The organism is Prosthecobacter dejongeii (genome assembly GCF_014203045.1).
Lineage (GTDB): Bacteria > Verrucomicrobiota > Verrucomicrobiia > Verrucomicrobiales > Verrucomicrobiaceae > Prosthecobacter > Prosthecobacter dejongeii.
In genome coordinates, this window is the sequence record NZ_JACHIF010000014.1 from 75,030 (window position 1) to 98,906 (window position 23,877).

20 protein-coding genes are annotated in these 23,877 nt (G+C 55.9%); 11 read left to right on the forward strand and 9 right to left on the reverse strand.

What is annotated here, in order from left to right; genetic code table 11:
* Nucleotides 1-45 precede the first annotated feature (45 nt).
* Entirely contained in the window at nucleotides 46-2,412 is a 2,367-nt protein-coding gene (locus tag HNQ64_RS23335) for an ABC transporter permease (RefSeq protein ID WP_184213184.1), read from the reverse strand.
* A gap of 106 nt (nucleotides 2,413-2,518) precedes the next feature.
* On the opposite strand from HNQ64_RS23335, the gene murI reads away from it, so the two are divergent.
* On the forward strand, nucleotides 2,519-3,328 hold the full coding sequence (gene murI, locus HNQ64_RS23340) for a glutamate racemase (RefSeq protein WP_184213186.1): 810 nt from the start codon (nucleotides 2,519-2,521) through the stop codon (nucleotides 3,326-3,328).
* Nucleotides 3,329-3,404: 76 nt separating this feature from the next.
* Here the strand turns inward: murI and HNQ64_RS23345 are convergent, their stop codons facing one another.
* On the reverse strand, nucleotides 3,405-4,712 hold the full coding sequence (locus HNQ64_RS23345) for an SGNH/GDSL hydrolase family protein (RefSeq protein ID WP_246431180.1): 1,308 nt from the start codon (nucleotides 4,710-4,712) through the stop codon (nucleotides 3,405-3,407).
* A 105-nt stretch (nucleotides 4,713-4,817) separates the two neighbouring features.
* Between HNQ64_RS23345 and queA the strand changes: the two genes are divergently transcribed.
* On the forward strand, nucleotides 4,818-5,795 hold the full coding sequence (gene queA, locus HNQ64_RS23350) for a tRNA preQ1(34) S-adenosylmethionine ribosyltransferase-isomerase QueA (protein WP_184213190.1): 978 nt from the start codon (nucleotides 4,818-4,820) through the stop codon (nucleotides 5,793-5,795).
* Nucleotides 5,796-6,016: 221 nt separating this feature from the next.
* Here the strand turns inward: queA and sufT are convergent, their stop codons facing one another.
* Nucleotides 6,017-6,574: a putative Fe-S cluster assembly protein SufT gene (sufT, locus tag HNQ64_RS23355; RefSeq protein ID WP_184213192.1), complete on the reverse strand. Its 558-nt coding sequence runs from the start codon at nucleotides 6,572-6,574 to the stop codon at nucleotides 6,017-6,019.
* Nucleotides 6,575-6,927: 353 nt separating this feature from the next.
* Here sufT and HNQ64_RS23360 point away from each other — a divergent pair, with 353 nt between their 5' ends.
* Complete coding sequence (locus tag HNQ64_RS23360) at nucleotides 6,928-7,239, forward strand: 4a-hydroxytetrahydrobiopterin dehydratase (protein ID WP_184213194.1); 312 nt, start codon at nucleotides 6,928-6,930, stop codon at nucleotides 7,237-7,239.
* 6 nt (nucleotides 7,240-7,245) lie between these two features.
* Here the strand turns inward: HNQ64_RS23360 and HNQ64_RS23365 are convergent, their stop codons facing one another.
* The 3 genes from HNQ64_RS23365 to eno all read right to left on the reverse strand — a co-directional run bounded on the left by HNQ64_RS23365 (nucleotide 7,246) and on the right by eno (nucleotide 10,611).
* Nucleotides 7,246-8,598, reverse strand: a complete 1,353-nt coding sequence (locus tag HNQ64_RS23365) for an AsmA family protein (RefSeq protein WP_184213196.1) — start codon at nucleotides 8,596-8,598, stop codon at nucleotides 7,246-7,248.
* 366 nt (nucleotides 8,599-8,964) lie between these two features.
* On the reverse strand, nucleotides 8,965-9,297 hold the full coding sequence (locus tag HNQ64_RS23370; protein WP_184213198.1) for an FtsB family cell division protein: 333 nt from the start codon (nucleotides 9,295-9,297) through the stop codon (nucleotides 8,965-8,967).
* 27 nt (nucleotides 9,298-9,324) lie between these two features.
* Nucleotides 9,325-10,611 carry a phosphopyruvate hydratase gene (eno, locus tag HNQ64_RS23375; RefSeq protein WP_184213200.1) on the reverse strand — a complete coding sequence of 429 codons (1,287 nt, stop codon included), beginning with the start codon at nucleotides 10,609-10,611 and terminating at the stop codon, nucleotides 9,325-9,327.
* A 167-nt stretch (nucleotides 10,612-10,778) separates the two neighbouring features.
* Here eno and HNQ64_RS23380 point away from each other — a divergent pair, with 167 nt between their 5' ends.
* The 3 genes from HNQ64_RS23380 to HNQ64_RS23390 all read left to right on the forward strand — a co-directional run bounded on the left by HNQ64_RS23380 (nucleotide 10,779) and on the right by HNQ64_RS23390 (nucleotide 15,388).
* The gene (locus HNQ64_RS23380) at nucleotides 10,779-11,855 is read left to right on the forward strand and encodes an alpha/beta hydrolase family protein (protein ID WP_184213202.1); all 1,077 of its coding nucleotides are present in this window, start codon (nucleotides 10,779-10,781) and stop codon (nucleotides 11,853-11,855) included.
* 151 nt (nucleotides 11,856-12,006) lie between these two features.
* Nucleotides 12,007-14,451 carry a DUF1592 domain-containing protein gene (locus HNQ64_RS23385; RefSeq protein WP_184213204.1) on the forward strand — a complete coding sequence of 815 codons (2,445 nt, stop codon included), beginning with the start codon at nucleotides 12,007-12,009 and terminating at the stop codon, nucleotides 14,449-14,451.
* 55 nt (nucleotides 14,452-14,506) lie between these two features.
* A complete protein-coding gene (locus HNQ64_RS23390) occupies nucleotides 14,507-15,388 on the forward strand; it encodes a GxxExxY protein (RefSeq protein WP_281383005.1) in 882 nt (293 codons plus the stop codon).
* Here the strand turns inward: HNQ64_RS23390 and HNQ64_RS23395 are convergent, their stop codons facing one another.
* A complete protein-coding gene (locus HNQ64_RS23395; RefSeq protein ID WP_184213208.1) occupies nucleotides 15,389-15,562 on the reverse strand; it encodes a hypothetical protein in 174 nt (57 codons plus the stop codon).
* Between HNQ64_RS23395 and HNQ64_RS23400 the strand changes: the two genes are divergently transcribed.
* The 3 genes from HNQ64_RS23400 to HNQ64_RS23410 are packed head-to-tail and all read left to right on the forward strand — an operon-like array spanning nucleotide 15,561 to nucleotide 19,501.
* Nucleotides 15,561-16,940 carry a DUF1552 domain-containing protein gene (locus HNQ64_RS23400; protein ID WP_184213210.1) on the forward strand — a complete coding sequence of 460 codons (1,380 nt, stop codon included), beginning with the start codon at nucleotides 15,561-15,563 and terminating at the stop codon, nucleotides 16,938-16,940. The two genes, HNQ64_RS23395 and HNQ64_RS23400, sit on opposite strands and share 2 nt — an antisense overlap.
* Entirely contained in the window at nucleotides 16,937-18,181 is a 1,245-nt protein-coding gene (locus tag HNQ64_RS23405) for a hypothetical protein (protein ID WP_246431181.1), read from the forward strand. Before HNQ64_RS23400 ends, HNQ64_RS23405 begins: the two co-directional genes overlap by 4 nt.
* Before the next feature lie 45 nt (nucleotides 18,182-18,226).
* Nucleotides 18,227-19,501: a hypothetical protein gene (locus HNQ64_RS23410; RefSeq protein WP_184213212.1), complete on the forward strand. Its 1,275-nt coding sequence runs from the start codon at nucleotides 18,227-18,229 to the stop codon at nucleotides 19,499-19,501.
* A 120-nt stretch (nucleotides 19,502-19,621) separates the two neighbouring features.
* Here the strand turns inward: HNQ64_RS23410 and HNQ64_RS23415 are convergent, their stop codons facing one another.
* Nucleotides 19,622-19,975, reverse strand: a complete 354-nt coding sequence (locus HNQ64_RS23415) for a cupin domain-containing protein (protein ID WP_184213214.1) — start codon at nucleotides 19,973-19,975, stop codon at nucleotides 19,622-19,624.
* A 51-nt stretch (nucleotides 19,976-20,026) separates the two neighbouring features.
* Here HNQ64_RS23415 and HNQ64_RS23420 point away from each other — a divergent pair, with 51 nt between their 5' ends.
* Both HNQ64_RS23420 and HNQ64_RS24230 read left to right on the forward strand, forming a co-directional pair.
* Entirely contained in the window at nucleotides 20,027-20,836 is an 810-nt protein-coding gene (locus HNQ64_RS23420) for an SDR family NAD(P)-dependent oxidoreductase (protein WP_184213216.1), read from the forward strand.
* Nucleotides 20,837-20,871: 35 nt separating this feature from the next.
* Nucleotides 20,872-22,479, forward strand: coding sequence for a glycoside hydrolase family 75 protein (locus tag HNQ64_RS24230; RefSeq protein WP_184213218.1), 1,608 nt, complete (start codon nucleotides 20,872-20,874; stop codon nucleotides 22,477-22,479).
* A gap of 1,208 nt (nucleotides 22,480-23,687) precedes the next feature.
* Here the strand turns inward: HNQ64_RS24230 and HNQ64_RS23830 are convergent.
* Nucleotides 23,688-23,877: hypothetical protein (locus HNQ64_RS23830; RefSeq protein WP_221305551.1), on the reverse strand; the 190-nt coding region annotated here is incomplete at its 5' end.

A 23,877-nucleotide genomic window follows, 5' to 3' on the forward strand; every position in this document is an offset into this window, starting at 1 on the left:
TGGTGGCTGAAACTATTCCAGACTCTTTCTCTTTCCTTTGTCCACTCACTCACGCGCTTTCAAGACCCCTACCATGTCCAGTTTGCGCACCATGCGGCCTACCACCCAAAAACAAGCCCCGGCTGCTGTGAGCACTACTAAAATGGCGATGCTGTAGGTCTTGTAGCTAATGATCAGCGGCATACGGATAGTCTCCGTGCTGATGGCGGCCATGATGAAGGTGGCCAATCCACGGCCAAAAAGCAGTCCCACGGGTAGAGAGACGAGCACAAGGATGGTCAGCTCTCCCAGCAAGACGCTGCCCACTTCGCGTTGGGTAAAACCCACGACCCTCAGCGTGGCAAGGTCGCGGCCACGTTCTGACAAAGCAATGCGGGCACTGTTATATACCACCCCAAAAGCCACGATGACTGCCAAGGTGAGGTAAAGCTTGCGAATGATGCCGATGCTTTCTCCAGTTGTGCTGCGGAAGGCCGCGAGTTGTTCTTTCTTCACCAGCGTCACCGCAATGCGGGGTGTCTCTTTGACCTGCATCATGAAGTCTGTCCACCTCTCCTGGTCCACCGTCAAATAGGCACCGCTGATGGAATCCCCCTCCTGCATGAGCCGATGCAGCGCCAGTTTATCCATGTAGGCAGCCACTCCGGCAAAGTCTTCTCGTAGGCCTGTGATGGGCACATTCAGTGCCGGGCGGCGGCCCTCTAAAACTTCGACTTGGATCTCATCGCCCAACTTGGCACCCAGAATTTCCGCCAGCTTGACCGACATCACGATACCTTGATCTGGCAACTCAATGGCTTTGCCCTTCGCATCCAGAACGCGGTTCAAGTCTGCTCCTTTAGGCAGGCCTGTAATGGAGAGTTTCCGTGAATGATGTCCATACCTCAGACGTGCCTGCACCACTCGAATAGGCTCTGCGCGGATCACCCCTGGTAGATGCTCCAGATCATGCAGCGCGCTGGCGCTCCCCGGCTCGATGAGGAAAGCCACCACATCTTGTCGCTGCACATCATTCCACTGGTAAGTCAGAAGGTAGTCAATGCTGTCCTCCATACTTCCTGGCAGCACCATCAGGCCCGTGGCTAAGGAGAGCCCTAAAACAGTAAAAGCAGACTGCCAGGGGCGACGTTCGATATTGCGCAGGGCCATGCGGAAGGCTGGCCCTGTGCCACGCGTGAGGCCGATCCGTTCCATCAAACTCGGTTTAAAATCCGCAGGGGGCTCAGGCCGCATGGCCTCAGCAGGGGGTAACTTGACGGCCATCCAGACCACACTGAGAACCCCAAAAAAAGAGGCGCCGGCACTCACTGCCAAAGCTATCCCTAGGGCATTGTAATCCAGTTTGAAGTTAAGAGCTGGGAAACGGAAAAACAGTTCATACATGCTCAGCAGCCCATTGCCCATAAAGCGACCGGCCACGCCGCCGAGAATAGAACCGACCACCACGATGACCATGGCAAAACCAAGATAATGCCGCCCCACTTGCCAGGACGAGTAACCCAGTGCTTTAAGCTGGGCGATCTGCTCTCTCTGCAATCTCACCAAGCGGGCCAGCACCGCATTGACCATGAAGGCGGCCACACTCAGGAACACCACAGGATAGGCCACAGACAGTGCATTCAACACGCGCAATTCGTCATCTAGCCGTGAGGCACTGCCGTGATCTTTTCGAGTGTAGGCACCGATAGCACCATAAGTCATCAAGAGGCGATCCATATCCGCGATCACGGGCCCAGCTTCTGCACCAGGAGCGATATCCACCACAAAATCATTGAATGCACCATCCATGTTATAGGCCACAGCCACAGCCCGGTAATTCATCCAAAAGACCCCAAATCGTTTGTTATCTGGAAGAGTCTCACCCGCTCGTGCTTCAAAAACAAATTCGGGTGAGAGGCCGATGCCCGTTACGGTGATGAGATCCCTTCGGCCATTGATGATGGCATGCACGCTGTCGCCGAGATCCAATTTATTCGCGAGGGCAAAGGCCTCGCTGACCACGGCCTCTCCACGCGCATCTACTCGTGGAATACGCCCCCGTCGCAGAAAGAGCTGATTGAGGATGGGGGCTCGATCCTCTGGCAAAGAAACGATATGGGCCGTGCAGGGCTCCAGCACACCTGGCAGATCCAATACAGCATCCAAAACCACCCGAGTTTCAATCGCGGCGACTCCAGGGATTGCTGCCATCCGCTCTTTCATAGAAAGGGGCGCGCGTTTCAGCGAACCAAACACATCTGCCATCCGATACCGCTGGTAGTAAGCATCGCGAGTGCCCTCCAGTGTCAAGATGAGGCTGCGCGTCATGATCATCATCGCCAGCCCACAGGCCATCACCAGGGAAACGGCGATGATCTGGCCCTTCATGCGATTGACATCGCGGAAGAGTTTGAGATCGAGAGGCGTAAGCATCGGCAGAATGAAACGTGATTGACCGGAAATGAAGGTAGTTCGAAATCCTTCCTGTTCATCCTGCATTTCGTGTGAATGCTATCCCCAGCGCCTGTTATTCTTTCCCATGACCTCTCCTGATTCCTCTGCCCCCCTCGGTGTATTCGATTCTGGTGTCGGCGGGTTGACGGTTGTCCGCGCCCTGCGGGAGCTTTTGCCGAACGAATCCATCATTTACCTCGGTGACACGGCGAGGGTGCCTTACGGCTCGAAATCGCCTGATACCATTCGCCGTTTTTCAGTGGAGGATACCCAGTTTCTAGTCAGCCACGGGGTGAAGGCTGTCGTCGTCGCCTGCAATACCGCGACGGCTCATGCGCTCCCCGTTTTGCAGGCCACTTTTCGGGTGCCCATCATAGGCGTCCTAGAACCCGGTGTGGAGGCAACTCTGGCCGCTGATTCCTGCGAGCGCGTGGGCATCATCGGTACGGCAGGGACCATCCGCAGCAGTGCCTACCAGTATGCCCTGGCCATGCGCAAGCCTGATCTCCAAATTCATGCGACGGCGACCCCTTTGCTTGTGCCTTTTGTCGAGGAAGGCTGGACAGACCACCCTGCGCTAAAGTCCGTCCTCAAGGAATACCTCAAGCCGTTGCTGGACAAAGGAATGGACACTCTAGTGCTAGGCTGCACGCACTATCCGCTGCTCATTCCCGTACTGAAGCGCATGCTCGGCAATAAGGTGCGCCTCGTGGACAGCGCCAGCACTTGCGCGGCACACACTCAGCGGATGTTGGAAGAGAAAGGCCTGCTGCGCACGGTCAAAAGCAAACCCACTCTGGAGATCTATCTGACAGACCTCGCTGAGCAGGCCGAGGCTCTAGCGAAACGATTCCTGGGCACCGAATTCGGCAAGGTCAAAAAAGCGACGCTTTGAGCGGTTCCAGAAGCTATTTTCCGAGCCGCCCATCAGCCAATCATTTCCCTCCTGAGTGGTTTGGGGGGGATGCGTGTCACTTCACAATTTCACCCACCAGTAAGATAGCGCCGACGTAAACAGACGTTCCGTCGAAACGCTCCGGCTTATCCATGACGTTTTTGTTTTTAGCCAAAATGGCCACCTTATCCGGTTGGTCGGGATGGATCTGGATCTTTACGGTGTGCTCTTTGTCTTCCAGGTTGCTTCCAATCACCAACGTGGCAAGCCGGTGGTAGGTGCAATGAGGATCAAAGCGTGGTACGATTCTTTCCGGTTGATCGTCCAGGGTTACAATCACTTGGCCACAGTCTGGGCCCACAAGGTCATACAGAGCACAGCGAGTTCCTTTGAACTTAAAGGTGATGGTTTCACTCGGTTTGCTGCCTTTATGCAGGGTGGTCATGCGGTTGGCCCAACGTTTGCCAAACTCGTCGGTCTTTGGGTCCAAGCGGCTGAAGCCCGAGGAGAGCGTGGCTTCCGTGATCGGGGCCATTTGGGCCTGCTCGTAATTTGTCGCAATGAAAGGAGATTTCAGAGCATGCGATGCCGGCGCTGCGGAAGCCTTTTGAATGGGGTCTAAAGAACGTACAATCGCGGCAAGATACAATTCATGACCAGTCTCCACATGCGGATGCACACTGTCTGGGGCAAAGACGAATTTGTCACCTAACGCCTTCTTTTCTTCGTCGGTTTTGGGCAGCTTAGTCTTCCACTCAATCTTGCCTTCCTTTGCCAGCTTCGCCACTTCCAGACCCATGTGGATGGTCGGGATGTCATAGTGATTCGCGATGGATTCCATCGCACTCGCAGAGCGCTGGAACTTACCCTCTTTCAGCGGGCCCACCAGAGCCTCAGTCACGGTATAAACAAAGCAGATATCGCAATCAGGCAGCGTTTTCCAAGTCTGGCGCACGATGCCCTCCATGCATTGGTGGATCTGTTCAGGCGCGGCTCCACCGTCGTTAACGGCGAACTCCACGAAAAGCAGATCGGGTTTGTGATCCAACACATCCTGTTTCAAACGAAACACACCAAGGTCAGATCCCGTTCCTCCAATGGCCGCATTAATCTCACTGATCTTCGCCTGCGGATAAGTCTTCTGAAAATGCGCCAGGGTCTTGGGCCGCCAGCCTTGTTGCGCTGTGATGCTGCCGCCTAAGTAACCAATGCGCACCTCGGCCCCGGGTTTGCTCACCTTAGCCAAAAAGTTGGGCAGGCCATTGCGGGGCCGACACTCCTGCGCGGGAACCAGAGGAAAGTCCTGATCGGCAGCGAGAAGGGGAGCCGCCGTAAGCAGCGTAAGGAGAGCGAGCAATGAGAGGCGCATAAATGGAAACTTCATCCTGGAAGCTAGCCGTCTCTCTGGCAAGTGGATGCATGGTTTTACCCGGCTGATTTTTCCCCTTTCAAGCCTTGAGCTTCGACTTTAAACCTACTCGTTCATACCGTGCTTACCTCCGACTTCGATTACCACCTTCCCCCTGAACTCATTGCCAGCGAGCCGCTGCCCGACCGCTCGGCCTCGCGCATGCTCGTGGTGAACCGGGAAACAGGCACTCTAGAGCACCGCTCCTTTGCCGAATTACCTCAGTTTGTCAGGCCCGGTGATCTTTGGGTGATGAACAACACCCGGGTCGTCCCGGCGCGCTTTTTTTCCAATGATGGAAGCCGTGAAGTTCTGCGGCTGGAGCCCCTAACGAGTACCCGCTGGCGCTGCATGGTGAAGCCTGGCAAAAAGTTCCGCCTTGGCCACACGGTACAGATTGGTGAGGCGACCGGCACCGTAGAAAATATCTTGGAAAATGGCGAACGCATCCTTCAGTGGGATCGTGAAGTGGATGAAGCCACCCATGGTCACTTAGCATTGCCTCATTACATGGGGCGGGATGATCAGCCAGCAGATCGTGAGCGCTATCAGACCGTCTTTGCTCAGGCTGCTGGAGCTATCGCCGCCCCCACGGCAGGTCTGCATTTCACGCCCGAGATTTTGGAAAAACTACCGCATGCCTTTGTGACGTTGCATGTCGGTGTGGGCACCTTTCAACCCGTGAAAGCGGAGAAGCTGGAAGATCACATCATGCACAGCGAGAACTACGAAGTCTGCACCGAGACCGCGACTGCGATACAGGCAGCGAAACGCGTGGTAGCCGTAGGCACTACCGCCATGCGCACCCTGGAGACAGTGGCTCGCGATCATGACGGCCATATAGTCGCCCAAAAAGGTAGCACGGACATTTTCATCTACCCAGGTTACCCGTTCCGCGCCGTTGGTGCGATGCTGACAAACTTCCACCTGCCGAAGTCCACCCTCATCATGCTGGTGAGTGCCTTTGCCGGAAAGGAGTTTATCCTCCGCGCCTACGAGGAGGCCATTCGCGAACGTTATCGCTTCTTCAGCTATGGCGATTGCATGCTGATCCTCTGAGAAATTAGGCACAAAAAAGCCCCAAGAGCATTGGGGCTTCTCCAGTGTTCTGAGATTTAGACCGGTTTCCAAAAGATGGTCCGATTGAAAAGGCGGGCGCGGTGGGATGAGTGGCAAGGCAAGAGCGCAGACTGCTATCTTGAAGAGAACAGCCAAGTGAGTAACGCCGCCAATCGTCCCAACCCGTCGCCGCTTTTCGGACAAGATTTTTGGAAATCGGTCTAGATCATCCCCAGCTTCATTTTACCTTCCACCGAGATCATGCCTTGGTTCCAGGCTGGCTCCCAGACGAGTTCCACCGCAGCATCGTCCATATCTTCGATGGTCATAATCCGGCTTTGCGCGTCTGCAGCGATGGTCGGTCCCATGCCACATCCAGGAGCCGTAAGAGTCATTTTCACCACAGCGCGGTTTTTGCCCTCTTCCGTTTGTTCCACTTGGCAGTCATACACAAGCCCCAGATCCACAATGTTCACTGGGATTTCGGGATCATAAACGTTTTTGAGTTGATTCCAAACCTGGGCTTCCAGGTCACTGGCCCCCTCCGGGATGTTTGAGGAGGTGCTCTCAGAGTCTTTTTTGGCGGCTTCTGGATCAATGCCCAAGGCATCCACATCCTTAGCGCTGATACGGGCTAGCCCAAAGTCCGTGGCCACCGTGTACGTGCCACCCAAGGACTGGGTGATGATCACCTTCATACCCAGCGGCAGATTAATGGAGTCACCGCTTGGAATCTGGATGGCTTCCACTTCACGTTTCAGTTCAAGGGAGGAATGCATGGGGGGGAATGAAGAAATGGTTAGTATGATGACGTTGTGAGCATGGAGGAGGCTCGCTCAGTGTCAACTAACGAGGCCGCAGAAGTCAGTTGGCGTTTGTCTAACTTGGTCACTGGCCACAAGGCTAACCATTATCCAATGACAAAGAAGGCATACGGAAATCAAATAGATGATGAAATGAGTTCAGCATTAAACCCACTAAAGACACTTAATTCATCTGAATTAAATTAGGTTTTCATTATAGAAGTGCGGTTTTTTCTTCATTTATTTTATAAATTATGAATTTTATCGTATAAAAGGCGCAATTTTGCGATATTAGACAAAACTCGACATTCTTCATTTTCACTTACCCCATGCGTCTCTTACTCACTCTCGATGACATCGAATTAGCTCTGGCTAAACTGCCAGGGTGGAAACGAGAGGGAACCGAGTTAGTGAAAAACTATCGTTTTGGAGCCTATCTCCAAGGCATTGAATTTGTTAGGTTGTTGGCGCATTCGGCCGAAGAAATGGATCACCACCCTGATTTTTTAGTGGGGTGGCGTAAAGTCACTGTGCGACTCACGACTCACAGTGAAGGAGGGATAACTTCCATGGATATTCAGATGGCTGAGCAGGCAGAAAAGTCTTTCAAGCAAGCAGACATGAATTTCGGGGGAGTGTGAAGCAGTTTAAAGCTTCTTGATTAGCCCTTCCAAAAGATCCCCCAAACCTTCACCTCTCATAAGATTTTTCAGCACTCGATCTGTCTGCGGTTTCACTTTAGGATCGGAAAGGGAACCTGAAGATTCGATGTCGAAGGTCATCCGCCCTTGATCATCCGAAAGTGCTTTGGTAACAGCCCGAGCGATGGATTCCCCGAGTTTGGCTTGAGAAATTCCACTCATCAGCCGCGATTGGAGGGCGGCCCCGCAGGAAAGTCGCAGTTCGATGTCGTGACGATCTTGGGCGGCATTGATACAGGATTTAGGCTCAATGGCGACTTCATACTCAGGAAAAACAAATCGCGTCAGCGTGCGTGTGATGAAACGATCATTGGCAAACTCTCCGGTAACGATGGCATCCTCCATGAGTGGACCACCGATAACGACTGGGGCTAAATCCACTCCATATTCCTGGAGTTTGCGCAGCTCTTTCCCCGCAGCGTCACCAATGGTCATGTGACCAGCGAGAGTGGAGCCTTTGGCTAGGGTGAGCGCCAATTTCGAAAAAGGCTTCCATTCCTGGCTCGTAACATTGTAGGGAGTGATTTCAGCCTGCCCAGTGAGTGAAAGATTGGCCAGTTCTGCGGGACGTTTGGCCCCAGCGATCCGGGCCATGCCATTGACGGAAATGTGCGTGCTGAGAGTGGCCAGAATACGATTGTGATTAACCAGATCATTCTTATCCACATCAATGCCGGTGAGCGTGAAATCTAAATCTTTGATCAAGACATGAGTGGTGCCGCTGGTAATGTCGAAGCGGCCTTTTTCAATGCTGGCTGCTTGGACAGCAAAGGCAAAGATCGGCTGGGGTTCATCGGAGGCTTGACTCTCCACATTGGCGGGAGCGGGGGATGTGGCAGGGGTCGCGGCTAAAGCTTCCGCTGAGCCTGGTTTTTTAAAGAGCGCCTCCAGGGAACTGTTGCCCTGGGCATCTTGAGTTTCACGGACCTGAGGGTTCTTGATGTAAAGTTGCTCCACAAACAGGCGGCGGTTGATAAGGTCATCCAATTTAACTTCCAAAGTCAGCTCAGGGACTTCTAAGATGGCAGAACCTTCCGCCAAGGGAAGGCGCTCCGTGTAAAGTTTAGCCACTTCCGTATCTCGGGAGGCCAGTTTCACCCCGGTCAATTTCAGCGTCGCCGGTTTTGTAAAAAGGCTAAGCTTGGCATCGGCGATCTGGGCTCGGCAATTCCAGTTTTCTTCCATCAGCCCCACCCACGTTTCAGGCCCCATCTTGCGCATAAACCACCAAGAAGCACCTCCGAGACCAGCGCCCGTCAGCACGATCAGAATGACGAAAAGGATCAAGAGCTTTTTCATAAGAGAAGGCTAGGCTGCAATAATTCGGCTGGCAAGGTGATCTGGCTGTCTCTTCTTTCAAACCTCCTTCTGTAAAAATGGCACCCTCGAAAATGATAGCATGCTTGAGAGAGGCCAACTAGATCACCATCCTTGAGGAAAACTTTCTGACCCACTGCGGGGTTGATGTGTTACCCAAAGAACTCCAGCGTGGGTGAAACATGAGATCTAAGCGCATTGGGGCCGCGTCCAGCCTTTCACTTGCGCATCCATGTAACTGTCCGCTCAAAACAGTGACCAAGAGTGTTGGCCGCATTCATGTAGCGCATAAACCTGCACCCATGATGCCAGGCATTGCTCCAGAAAACTTGTAGCCCCAGCCTTCGATTACTCGACAAAGCGGATCACGTATTCACCCTTTTTGTGCATGTTTTCATGATCACGGGCACGGATCTCTAGGTAATTCGGATCAGTCTTGATCCAGTCCACCTGCCGCAACAGTTTGTCGCGTTCGTTTTTCAAAGCATCACGTTGACCTTCCATGACGGCCAGTTTGGCGCGCATGGCATTCTGTTCCGCCAGCGGTTTTTTATAGATCGCGATGACGACAGGCACCGCCAGGAGCAGGAGGCAGAATTTCCCAAGGCGCACCAGGGCCCGCAGCCAGCGTTCCATCTGCTGCGGTCTCTCGTGTTCGATTTGAAATTCGCGATATTCCATGGCGGTGCCGTCGTGCGACGTTGTTGGTTAGACCTTCATGCGGCCACCGAAGATCGCGTTTTCACCCAGTTCCTGCTCGATGCGGAGAAGCTGGTTGTACTTGGCGATACGGTCGCTGCGGGAAAGGGAACCGGTCTTGATCTGGCCGCAATTCGTGGCGACGGCGAGGTCGGCGATGGTGTAGTCTTCCGTCTCACCGGAGCGGTGGCTCATGACGGCGGTGTAACCATGGCGGTGGGCCAGATCCACAGCATCCAGAGTCTCTGTCAGGGAACCGATCTGGTTCACCTTCACGAGAATGGAATTGGCGATCCCCTGGTCAATGCCCTTCTGGAGGAACTTGGTGTTCGTGACAAACAGATCGTCACCGACGAGCTGTGTGCTGCCACCCAATTCTTTGGAGAGGATTGCCCAGCCGTCCCAGTCGTTTTCGGCACAGCCGTCTTCGATGGAGATGATGGGGAAGTCTTTCTTCAGTTCTGCGTAGTAGGCCACCAGCTCAGCAGCGGTGCGCTCAGACTTATCGCTCTTCTTGAAGACGTACTTGTTCTTGGCCTTGTCGTAGAATTCGGAGGAAGCCACATCCAGTGCGATGAAGATGTCTTCACCCATTTTGTAACCAGCCTTGTCAATCGCCTGCGCGATGACTTCGAGGGCGTGGTGGGCGCTCTTCAAAGTCGGGGCAAAGCCACCTTCGTCACCCACAGCGGTATTTAGGCCCAGGTCGTGAAGGATTTTCTTCAGAGCGTGGAACACTTCAGCACCGTAGCGAAGAGCTTCGGAGAACGAAGGCGCACCTTTCGGCATGATCATGAATTCCTGGAAATCAATCGGGGCGTCAGAGTGAGCACCACCGTTGATGATGTTCATCATCGGCACAGGCAGCACCTTGGCGTTTGGACCGCCGATGTACTTGTAGAGGGGCTGGCCCATGGCGGCAGCAGCAGCCTTGGCGACAGCCAGGGAAGCACCGAGGATGGCGTTAGCACCCAGTTTGGATTTGGTCGGCGTGCCGTCCACTTCCAGCATGGCCTTGTCAATGGAGACCTGATCGGCGGCATTGCTACCGATGATCGCGTCAGCGATCTCGTTGTTCACAGCGTCCACAGCCTTGAGCACACCTTTGCCCAGATAACGCTTCTTGTCGCCATCGCGCAGTTCCAGGGCTTCGTGTTCGCCCGTGCTAGCACCGCTTGGCACCGCTGCACGTCCGATAGCACCACCGTCCAGCAGGACGTCCACTTCAACGGTTGGATTGCCACGTGAGTCCAGGACTTCACGTGCGATGACTTCTACAATGGTAAGGTCGTCCATGTTTTGATTTAATTAAGTATGCTTAAGCTTCGGGATTTTTGCAAGCGGGCTTCTGAGAATCCACGTTTGAAGCGGTTCGATAGCAAGAAACGCACCTGTCTCAACTGATTTGGATACCCTTTGCTGCAAGGATGCCCTTTACATTTATTCTGTTTATAAAAATTTTCATGGGACGCATTATTGGTAAAGACCTCCTCGCCGAGCCCCTGTTATTGCCAAATAAGCTCATGCCAACCTCCCACTTGGATCTCCCAAAATTGAAATTGAGTCTTCTTCATCGCGTGTTCGTTTGCCTCATCCTTGCCACGGTCGTTTCGATTGCCGCCCTCACCTGGTGGGCAGGCAGCGAGCTGGCCAGTCCTTCTCGTAGGCCTTTGCATGACTATCATTTGGAGTTCCTCGCCCATCCCACTGACCACGGAATGCAGATGGAAAAGTTCACACTCACGGATGGCACACCCTGCCTCATGTGTGCACCCGATCCTTCGGGGAAATTAGGCAGCCGTGGGGAGACCCTCCGTAGCCAGTTTGCCGCCCAGAATTATGCCTTGTCGCCTGCTGGCCAGGTCCTCGGGACCCTGGTTCTAGTACATGGTCGCAAGGGGCGTAAGGAGGATTACCTCCCCATTGCTGAGCGGCTTTGCGCGGTTGGCTTTCGCTGTCTGCTGCCAGATCTTCCCTCTCATGGGGAGCATCCTTCACCGTTGATTTGCTACGGCGTGCGAGAAGCCAAACTTCCTGCTGCAGTTCTCAAAGAAGCCTCGGAGAAATTCAGCTTTCCCCCTCAGCCAGCAGGGGTGTTAGGCATGTCCATGGGCGGCTCAGTGGCCATGCATGCCGCAGATCTGCCTGCGGCTCCTTGGCGGGCTCTTGTTATCATTTCCAGCTTTCACGCTTTTCAGCCTGCCCTTCAACTTCAGGCCTCGCGTTTGGCAGGTTCTTGGTTAGGCAAACCTTGGGTCACCGGGGCAGGGTGGATCTATCAGTGGAAAACAGACCTCGCGCTTGATCAAATCCAGCCGCACTCCCATGCTGCGCATCTTCGGATTCCTACGCTCATACTACACGGCACAGAGGATCAGATCGTCCCCATCGAATCCGGTCGTCAATTGTTCGCAGCTTTGCCCTCCACCCTTGAAAAGAAATGGGTCGAGATTCCTTCGGCAGATCATCACAACGTTCTCATCACAGACTTTCCCACGTATGCCACCATTGCTCAGTGGATGTTGACCCATGTCCGCTGATGCAAAGCTGTTGCAATCTAGAGCTCCCCTGTCGGGTGATCATTAATCAACATCGCCGCATGTAAGCCATTTCCACGTTCTGGCCTCCTGCCCCCGAGAACTCGGGGTAGCCGCACAAAGATCGTGTCTGCTACGTATTGCTCTCAATACCATGACACGCCTCGTTTACAGTCTGCCCTCCATCCTCGTCGCCAGCCTTGGCCTTGCCGATGTCGTTCGCGCAGCCGAGCCCTTTGACCTTTTTTTAGAGAAACATTGCCTCAGTTGCCATGGCCCCGAAAAGACGAAAGGGGACTTGCGGATTGATCAACTATCTCGCGATTTCAAAGTGGGGGCAGATACTCATCATTGGGCGGAGGTGATCGAACAGGTGAATTCGGGTGAGATGCCCCCGAAGAAAGAAAAAAAGCCTACGCAGGCTGAGATCGAGGCATTCGTGACCAGTCTCGACTCTCGTATAAAACAGGGCAGGGCAGGGCGAATGGCCGCACGGCCAGCCGTATCGCATTACCGCCTGAGTCGGAAGGAGTATCAAAACACGGTCTATGATTTGCTCGGTGTGCGCTATGATCCCGCTAAACCTGGAGAGCTAAATGAGGACACGTTATGGCATGGGTTTGAGCGCATCGGTTCAGAGTTGTCGCTGTCTCCTTCGCATGTGGACCGCTATTACCGTGCAGCAGGTACTGTCCTCGATCGCGCCTTTCCCATCGCAGTATCCAGTGAGTCACGCAAAGTCCGCAAGACCGCTGCAGATCTGCGTTACAATGGGGGAAAGGAACAGCAGGCCGCGCTGGATCGGTTCGGCATCAAGCGTCCGCTGCGTTATCTCCTCTTTCCCGGCACCGTTCAGAATGCGCTTTCACCTCAGTGGTTCGGCAAAACAGGGCCGGAGCATAGCGGGCTGTACAAAGTTCGCATCCAGGCCAGTGGCATCCGTCCCCTCGAAGGCCAGCCCGCCCATTTAAGCATCGGCAAGCGGACGGGCGAAGAGACGGTAGACAGCATCATTGATCTGGATATCACCGCTCCCGAGGACAAACCGCAGATCTATGAGTTCGAGGTGTTTCTTGAGATGCCTGTCACGCTGGACTTTTGCATCGTCGCCACCGATGTGGTGGACAGAAGAAGCGGTGCAGCCTTCCGCAATGCACTCTCCAGCCGTGGGGGATACATTTTCACCCATAGCAGCGAAACGATGCTGCTGAATCCAAATGCACCGCAGATGTTTGATGACAAAGGCAACGGTCTTTTCTCAACAGTCCTCCTTGATTGGATCGAATGGGAGGGCCCTCTCTCCACAGACGCTGAAAAGTCCCTGCGCAAAGACATCGTCCCGGCGGATGACGCGCCGCCCGAAGTCGTCGCGCAACATCTGCAATGCTTTGCCGAGCGCGCCTGGCGCCGAGTCATCACCAAGGAAGAGCTAGAGCCCTATCTGCAATCCTACCTCGCCGAGCGTGAGGCAGGTGAAAAACCCGCAGAGGCCTACCGGGTCGCCATGCAGGGGGTGCTAACCTCCCGAAATTTCATCTACCTCGTCGAGGGGGAGCCAACGCCTCGCGAGCACCTCACTGACACGGAGCTTGCCTCTCGCCTTTCGTATTTCCTCTGGAGCTCAATGCCCGATACGGCCCTCTTCACCGCAGCCCAAAACGGCACCCTGAAAGGTGAAGGATTGAAGAGGGAAGTGGATCGAATGTTGGTGGAAAGCAAGATCAACCGCTTCGTCGATGACTTCTCCCGGCAGTGGTTGCAACTGCACCGCGTGGGCATGTTCCCACCAGACCAAAAGCTCTACCCGACTTATGATCGATGGCTAGAGACAAGCATGCGCGCCGAACCTGTGGAGTTCTTCCGCGAAATGCTTGCGAAGAACCTGCCCATGGAGTCCTTCATAGATTCAGACTGGACCATGGCCAATCCCCGGCTTTGCGATTTTTATGGCCTGCCAGAGCCGAAAATAAATGCCTTCCAGCGTGTCTCTCTTAAGCCCGAGGATCGTCGTGGCGGACTGCTCACCATGGGAGCAACTCTTGGACTAACTTCGGATGGAACGCGCCATCGCCCTGTGCATCGCGGCGTGTGGCTCAGCGAAGTCATTTTTGCCAAAACGCCACCTCCACCGCCAGCCAACGTACCGGCCATCGAACCCAATCCTCCAAAAAGCCCCAAGGCCACTCTGCGGGATAAACTCGAGGCGCATCGCAACGATGCAAACTGTGCGGCGTGCCACGCGAAGATTGATCCCCTCGGCCTCGCCTGGGATAACTACGACGCCATCGGCCAGTGGCGCACGCATGAAACCGTTGCGGCAGGCGTCGGTGCAAATCCCCCAGTCAATCCCGCTGGAGAAATGCCAGATGGTCGTCCGTTCAAGGATGCCAATGATTTTAAGCGCTTGCTGATCGAAGATCGCGAGAAATTCGTGCACGCTTTCATCGAACACCTCTGCACCTACAGCCTACGACGCGTGCTCACCGTGGATGACGCGGAAGACATTGCAGCCATCGTTGCACAAGTGAAGAAAAGCCCATCCGGTGTTCAGGACATCATCCGCGCCGTGGCCCTGTCTGAACTAATGCGCAAACGCTGACAAGTCATGTGTTCTCCAGCAGATCCAAGCCAACTCACAGATGATCAATTTTTAAATGACTAAAAATGCTAACCCCCAATCATCTGGCCACTATGAATCGGTAGGGGATTCAGTCACCCATGCTTTCATTGGGCACGCCATGAAAGTGCACACCACCATTGGTCCTGGGTTGGGCGAGGGAATCTATCATCAAGAGTTGGCCATTGCACCCACAAAGGCAGGTATCTCACATCTATCAAAGCCTAGGCGAGACTTGGTTTATCAAGGGATCGTTGCAGATACTTTCGAGCCTGATTTTGTCATCGAAGACCATTTCATCCCAGAATTAAAATGTCTTCGGGGTTCATTCGCTGCAGAACACCTAGTCCAGGTGTTTTGCTACTGCAAATTCTGGAGGCTACGCACCAGCCTACTGGTGGATTTCGGTAAACAAAGCCTGATGTGGAAGCGATTCTTGTATCGTTCGCAATCAACAGGCTTCCCAGAAACCCCGCTTCCTGATTTCGTTTCAGCGCCCGCCTTGGCGACCACTATTGTTCAAGCTGTAAGTACATGCTTAGACGAAGTCGGTCTAGGCTATCGGCAGACAACCTGGAACGGTTTGGTGAGGGCAGCCCTCCTGGCCATAGGTTGCCAAGTCCATCTCAATCCCACCATCACCGTTCTTAGTTACCCTGGCATCACGGTGTGCAGTCTTGTCATCCACGGTGACTGTGCAGTTTATGTCACGGCCTTAACAGATGGCATCAACGCTACGGATCGCGCCACCCTTCAAACTCATCTCCGCTGGCTTAACCTCGAGTGGGGCATCATCTTTCATTTTGGCAAATCCACGGCCGATTTAGTCTTCGTCAAACATCCCAAAAAGCAATCTGCATACTTACCCGAATCTGCTGGAACTCCAAGCCTCCCGCCGATTGAATTTCAGCATCTTTAGTTATACCCAAAAAGTAATCAGCGGGCCTCCCCGAATCTGCTGGAATTCCAAGTCTCCCACCGATTCAAGAAAGCCAGCCGATTGAATTTCAGCACCTTTATTCATCCCAAAAAAAGTAATCAGCGGGCCTCCCCGAATCTGCTGGACAACCACCCACGAATCAAAAACAAGCATGAACTATCTCTCCCAATCTTGGCTAATGGATCGCCGACATGCCCTCAAAGCGCTAGGCACTTTCATATCCCTTCCTTTGTTAGAATGTATGGTGCCACTTCGCACATCGGCGGCGGAGAAGATCACCGCTACCCCCAAACGCAGCGCTTTCATCTATTTAGCAAATGGCGTTCATTCGTTGAATTACCAAATCACCACGCCAGGGAAGGACTACAAGTTCTCCCGCTCGCTCTTGCCTTTAGAAAAACACCGCCAGGTCATCACGCCCATCAGCGGCCTGCATCATCCTGGGAGCCTCAGTCATCACCACAACTGCATCAACATCTGGTTGACGGGCGGAAAGCTTGGACCCTCCGATAAAAACACAATCTCTGTGGACCAAAAGATGGCTGAACTCACAGCGCAGCACACGCGCTATCCATCTCTGGAAGTCGCCATCACTCAGGAGTCTCTTGCCTGGACGGCCGATGGAGTTCGGCTGCCTGCTATGCGCCGTTGCAGTGAGATCTTTTCTTCCATGTTTGAGGAGCCTAAAGGCGGCATTGCAGCCCAGCGGCGAGCCCTTCGCCGAAAAGGCAGCGTCCTGGATGATAACCTCGCCGAGGTGCGCCGACTGGAAAAGAAAATGGGCACTCAGGACAAAGGACGGATGGACCAATACCTCACCTCCGTTCGCGAGGCCGAGATCCGCACACGGAGGGCAGATGCCTGGCTTGATACGCCGCTGCCAACGGTCTCTGAAGCCGATCGCAAGCGCACCAATCGCGATATTGCCGATACCATGGCCGGGGATTACTTCCGCACCGTTTACGACCTCATGGTGCTGGCCTTTCAGACGGATATGACCCGCGTGGCCACCTTCAGTCTTGGGGGCGAGGGCCAGGCCATTGCTATCCCTGAAATCGGCATCACCGAGTCTCGCCATCAGCTCAGTCACCACGGGGGAGACCAGGGTTACATGGAGAAGCTAACCAACTATGATACCTTCGCTATCGAGCAGTTTAGCTACTTCCTGACTCGCTTAGCGGAAACCAAAGACTTGAGTGGCAAATCATTGCTGGGCTCCACCATGGCACTCTTCGGCAGCGGCATGTCCTATGGTCACAGCCATGGCAATGCCAACCTCCCACTGGTGCTCGCCGGCGGTGCCGATCTCGGTCTGAAGCACGGCCAACATCTGGATTTTAACATGACCGCTCCAGGATTCCAAGGATACGCACTTGGTGCGGATGGCGCGCTCACCAGCGCCCACTATCAACTGTGCAGTCGCCCAGCAAACTCTGACGCCCACATGAGCAATTTGCTCCTCCTCATGGCCCAGCGCATGGGCATTGAGACAGACCAGTTTGGCGATAGCAACAAGGTGATCACACTATGATGCGTTTCTTACTTCCACTCTTCGTTCTGGGGGCCTCCATAGCCACCGCAAACGAACCTTTTCGTCCTGAGATGGGAAAGTTCCCGCCTCTCGAAAAAGCCCATTCTTATCGGGGTGAGCTTGTGTTTGTGGACCATGCCAACCGCCGCGGAAGCCTACGCGTGCAAGGGGCAGGGACCTACTTTCGCAACGCTCCGCACCCTATCGCTCTGCTTCCTTACGGCATCGTCCGCTATCACGGTGCCCCCGCCGATCTGAGGGACATTCCTCTCGGCACAGTCTTGCACGTCTGGGCTTTCCTTCCTCCAGACCCCAAGATCTCCGCCGTGCCGGTCCTCCCAGTAAACAATAAGGACAAAATTGCGGGTTACAGTGGTATCGGTGTCGCTCCGGCAGAGAACCACGTCCTCCGCCTCGAAGACGAACCCAGCTACTGCCAGCGCGAAGGCTTGGTTTGGAAGCTCAGTGAGCTCGAAATCAAGAACAACGAAGGCATGATCCTCGCCAGTCGCGGCCTCAAAATGGGCGTGGACAGCAAGACACGTGAGGAAAACCTCACCTTTGACGAGGCCACTCGCATCTGGCGGGGTCGTGAATGTCTGGGCGTCACCGACTTGATCGCCGAGGGCACCTGGCCCGCAAGCGGCAAGAAATCGTTGGGCGGCCAAGGCGTTCTGCTTGGCATCACCTGGAAACCCACGCCAGACGGTGTATTCACTCGTTTTCACATCTCGGACATCTGGCTGGATGAGGCGGCCGAGAAACGTGCTGCTCAAAATCAGACCGCGACTCACAAAGCCTTTATCCGCAGCCGCTGGATGCCCGCTTGGGTAGATGCCGTCGAGTACGGGAAATTTGGCCGCGCCACGGTCACGGCCACCCTCTTTGGCGGTATGGACACCTCTCTCTATGCCGATTTCCAAAAAGGCAGCTCCGTACTTGTGAATGGAGCTGAGAATACCCTGAAGCACGCAGGCGGTGGATACGGCCCCGCTCACATGGCCTCCAAGGGCCCCATCCGCAATGTCACGCAGGCCTCAGGACAGCCCCCCTTGGGCAGCAGCGGCATCCAAGTCCAATTTGAAACGGATCTCGTCATCGAAGGCATCCGCGCCGGGCGAGTCGTCCGCATTCGCCCATCGAGCTGGCCTCAAGTGCAGGTGCCTCGGGAAGAATATCTGGGAGATAGCTCCAACGCCGAAGACCGCTTCCCGACCCCAGACATCTTCCCCAAATACTGACCTCCGCACCGTGCCAGAATCCAGGCACTCACCTCTCAGTTTCTCATGAAGCTTGCCGTCCCCCTGCTCGCCGCCTTCGGGTGTGCACTCACCACTTTCACTTCGGCCGCAGACGAGCCATACCGACCCGAAGCGGGGAAATTTCCTCCTGTGGAAAAAGCCCACGCTTATCGGGGCGAGCTCGTCTTTGTGGACCATGCCAACCGCCGGGGCAGCCTGCGGGTGCAGGGTACAGGCACGTTCCGCCGCAATGATCCGCACCCTTTTGCCCTGCTCCCTTACGCCATCGTTCGCTACCACGGTGCACCGGCAGATCTTCGCGATATCCCCCTCGGCACCATGCTGCACGTTCGCGCTTTTCTCCCCCCCGATCCGAAGATCTCCGCCGTCCCCATACTCCCCATTAACAACAAAGAAAAAGACGCCGATCACAATCGCGGTGCCGGCATCGCACCTGCCGAAAATCACGTCCTCATCCTCGAAGACGACCCCAGCCATTGCCAGCGCGAAGGCTTGATCTGGAAACTCCATCAACTCGAGATAAAAAACAACGAAGGCGTCATCACCGCTCATCGTGAACCCAAGGCCCTCGCTGACGATTTGCCGCACAAAGCCTCCGAGGAAAAACTCTCCTTCGATGCCGCCACCCGCATCTGGCGCGGTCGTGAATCTCTCTCCCTTGCCGACTTGATTGCCGAAGGCACCTGGCCCGCCACAGGCCAGAAATCCCTCGGTGGCCAGCCAGTCCATTTAGGCATCACCTGGAAGCCAACACTCGGCGGTGTATTCACCCGCTTTCACATCTCGGACATCTGGTTGGACGAAACCTCCCTACAGCGCGCCGCCCATCTCCAGACCGAGACTCACAAAACCTTCATCCGCAGCCGTTGGATGCCCGCCTGGGTGGATACCGTCGAATATGGCAAATTTGGTCGCGCCACCGTCACCGCCACCCTCTTCGGCGGCATGGACGCCTCACTCTACGCCGAATTTAAAAAAGGCATCCCCGCCTTTATGAATGGCGTGGAGAATACCCTCAAGCACACCGAAGGCGGCACTGCCGGCCCCACCCAGCTAGCCTCACGTGGCAACCTCATCGAGGTCACAAAGTCCTCCGAAATCATCCCCGTAGGTAGCAGCGGCATCCAGATCCGTTTTGAGACAGACCTCATCACCGAAGGCCTCCGCCCCACCCGAGTCATCCGCGTCCGCCCAGCCAATTGGCCCGATGTCCACCTACCCCGGGAAGAATACATCAACAGCGGCAACTTCAAACACGAAGACCGCTTCCCCACACCCGCCATCTTCCCCCAATACTGAGGCCCCAAATACCTCCTGGCCATTAAGCCAATCAACCAACAAAACAAAATCTGCGGGCCTCCACGAATCCGCGGGAAATCCACAGCACCCCACCCAAATACCAGCTTCTCCACGCCCCCCTCACTTAAAATAAGTATCCTCATGCGCATACGGCGGCGCGCAGCAGCACAGCAGCCTCAGCGTCTCCGTCGCCGTGATCTGGTGCCACGCCCCCGGCGGGATCAAGATCGCATCCCCCGGCTTCACTTCCCGTTCCTCACCATTGATCTCCATCCTGCCCGCCCCCTCCAGGATGAAATAAAATTCCTCACTCAGTTGGTGGTAGTGCCGCTCCGTCGGTCTCCCCACCGGCACCATCGCCTCCGCCAGAGACTGATTTTGCACCGGGGCATTCGTCCGGTCCAGGATGCTGCGGATCGTGCTGCCATCCTTCGTCGTGAAGGGCACTTGGTCAGAAAGGGAGTTGATGGTCATGCGGATGCACGCATGGTCAGCCACCGCACGCCGCGTGCAAGTGCACTTCCTATGAACTTCCATCCCCACCACTGCTGCGCCCTCATCACCGGCGCCTCCTCCGGCCTGGGTGCCGAGTTCGCACGCCAGCTCGCCCCCACCGCCCAGGCCCTCTTCCTCACCGGTCGCCGTGCCGAGGCCCTCGAGTCCGTCAAGGCCCAGTGCCTCGCACTCAATCCCTCCTTAAACATCCACCTCTGCGCTTGCGATATCGCCACGGACGAGGGCAGGGGACTCCTGCTGGAAACCATCCGCCACTCCACCTTCCGTCCCCATCTCTGGATCAACAACGCCGGCATGGGCGACTACGGCACCGTCGCCACCGCAGATCCCGCCAAGCTTCGCGCCCAGATAGACCTCAATATCACCGCCCTCGTCCTCCTCACCCATGCCAGCCTCCCCCTGCTTCAGCGGCCCGGCGGCATCGTCAATGTCAGCTCCCTCGCCAGCACCCTGCCACTGCCCGCCATGGCCGTCTATGCCGCCAGCAAGGCCTTCGTCACCAGCTTCTCAGAGGCCCTCGCTGTCGAGCTCGCCCCCGCTCACATCACCGTCACCTGCGTCTGCCCCGGCCCCACCCCCACCAGCTTCAGCCAGACCGCCCGCCGCCCCCAGGGGGAAGACACCGACCGCGGCGGCCAGGACTTCCTCCGCATCCCCCCCGCCCAGGTCGTCTCAGAGGCCCTCGCCGCCCTCCGCGCCGGCCGCGCCTGCGTCTATCCCGGGGTAGGCGTCAGCCTCGCCGCCCGCCTCTTCCATCACCTTCCGCGTTTCCTACTGCGTCCCCTCTTGCGGCAGCGCTTCGCCAAAGGCACAATTTAAAAAAAAGCTCGTCTCCCCCCTGACCCCACCCCGGCATGATCAAGCGTCCAGACCCCTCCCTCACCCCCATGGACCAGCGCGGTCCCAGCCCCTGGCAGTCCCAGCAGCCCCCCCAGGGCAGCGCCTTGGCCAAGCTCATCCGCCTCCTCCTCCTCGTCATCATCGCCACCCTCCTCGTCCTCCCCTTCACCCCCTTCGCAGGCAAGATCAAAACCGCCCTCAAAGAGATCGTCGCCGCCGCTCAAAAAGAGCGCGTCATCACCCGCGAAGTCGAGCGCCGCATCGAGGTTCCTCGCGAGGTCGTCAAGGAAGTCGTCAAAGAAATCGTCCGCGAGGTCGAGGTCCCCGCTCCCCCAGCCCCCCTCCCAGAAAACTTCATTCCGCGCAAAGACGTGGACGTCTCCAGCTTCTACAACGGCATCACCATCAAGACCAACTTGATCACCGAACAGGGCACCTACGCCAGCCTCGAGCGCAAAGACCCCGAAGCCTACAAGGCCGAATTCCAGCTCTCCATCCGCGTCCCCAAAGCCAGCCAAACCCTCCCCGAGCTCTCCCGCATCAATCCCCAGCTCCCCACCTTGCTCCCCGGCCTCAGCACCATGCTCCCCACCGCCAAGGTCTCCGGCTTCTACCACAAACTCTACGAAAACAAAACCAACGGCATCCAGCGCGACATCACCCGCCTCAATCGCATCCTCGATCGCCACAACTTCTTCGACTGCGAGACCATCCTCGAGCTCACCCACCCTCAGACCTCCCGCAGGGCCCTCCTCGTTCAGTCTGAAATGGACGTCGTTGCCGATGGCTCCGATGGCGACCGCATGCCCACCCTCGATGAATACATCTTCATGTCGGACTACTACCAGCCCTTCACCAGCTACGCCTGGGCGAAAAAAACCACCACGCCAAATCCCCTCCTCGCCCGCTGGGAAGAGCGCCTCAAAAAAGCCAAAGACCAATTCAACGTCAAAGGCCTCAGTGCCGACCGCAACCGCGAGCTCAAAGCCACCATCACCCAGCTCGGCCTCGAAGTCGCCGAAATGAAAGCCCGCAGCAGCCTCATCGCCGAAAAAGATCCCTTCATCGTCATCTCCCTCCTCTTCCGTCCCTACGCCACCACCAACAAGCACACCCCCAGCATCGGCGACTACGCCGTCGTCATCCACGAAGCCAAAATGTACCCCGCCATCTGTGGCGACTACGGCCCCAGCCACAAAATGGGCGAAGCCTCCCTCCGCCTCGCCAAGACCGTCAATCCCAGCGCCACCCCCTACCGTCGGCCAGAGAGCGACCTCAAAGTCACCTACCTCATCTTTCCCGGCACTGCGGAAAAGCCCAATACCCCGCCCAATCTCGGCCACTGGCACCAGAAATGCACCACCTACCTCCAGGAACTCGGCAGCCCAGACGCCGCCCAGACCCTCCACCAGTGGGAAGACCTCTTCAAAAAGCCCGAGCCCCCACCCGCCGTCGCCACACCTCCAGCCGCAGGCACACCCCCAGCCAGCAGCGGAACCCCAGCCCCCGCACCCTCTCCCTCATCCCCGTCTCCCGTGCCTGGCAGCCCCCCACCAGCCACCCCCTCATCAGGCACCTCCACACCTCCCACTCCCGCAGCCCCCACCACCCCCAAGCCCTAACCTCCCGTAGTCAGGGCACATAGGCTCAACAGGCAGGTCGCATGGTCCCATTCTTTGGGTAGGACGAATTGTCCCATTTTTTGGTAGGGCGCGTTGTCCCAACGCGCCGTGGGGGGCAGGCTCGCCACACCCCACGCCTCCCCACAATCTCCCCTTCCGAACAAACACCCTGAGAGGAGCGTGGGCACTCCTGCCCGCCTTCATATCATGGCTGGGCACGTTGTCCCGTTTTTGGTAGGGCGCGTTGGGATAACGCGCCGTGGGGTGCAGGGTCGCCACGTCTATAACCTGCCACCACCACGAATACCCCCCTCAAAACCCGCAAAATCGCCCCCCAAAAGGGCAGGGGACCCCACCACGTTCCACGCGTAAATAAATCACCAATACCTTGTTTATCAACAAAAGTTAAACAAAAAGAAACCCAAATAACCACCAGGGGCAGGGGATCCCAAACACAAAACGCATCCACCCGCCTTCTAGCCAACCAGAGCAGGGACACACCGCACCATCAGGTCCCAGAAAGCCGACCACGAAATCCAAAACCACAGACCCGTAGGACGGGTGTGTCCGGCGCAAAACAACTCCGCCAGTCCTCACCACCTCAATCGCCGGATTACCCGTCTCTCCCCGAGCCCCCGCACCGCCAGATACCCCCCGTGCCAGCAAACAACCAACCACCCCACATCCCACCAAACCCACAGTTTCACCCACTTCCCAGCCTCATAGCCAATTCACGTTCCTCAAAAAATAAAACCGCTAAAACCCTCATCATAAACACAATCAAATAGTCAAAACATCCAAAATAGAAACGTTCCGCAACCCAGAACCCATCCCAGACCGCACCACACCTCCTAAATCATTCAATCCCAGCCCGTCAGACCCGTAGGACGGGTGTGTCCGGCGCAAAAAAACTCCACCACTCCCACCACCCCCATCGCCGGATGACCCGTCTCTCCCCGAACCTCCGCCACTCCCCACCACCCCAGCCTCACCCTCATCCCAAAACACCACGCCACCCAGTCACCCCAAAGTCCAACCTAGGAATCCACCTCAAATCCAAAACTCCAAAACAACCCCAAAAACCATCCAGCCAAAGTACTCCCGAGCTTCAGCTCGCCCATACTCCGAAACCACCCAGAGCCCCACACCCTCATCTCATCAAACTCCCAAAACAAACCCCACCCAATCCACACACCGCCATCCAGATCCTAAAACAGCCAAACCACTTCAAACCCAGCCTCCCAAACACCCTCCAAACCCCTTGAAACCAAGGATCTCAACCCCCATTTGATAACTACATACAATGTATGTAATGTGAAATGCATACTGATTTTGTCGGGAATTGCTTGCGCCTTGACTTTTTGTCTCCAATAATCGGCTCGCTGATTCTTCGAACCT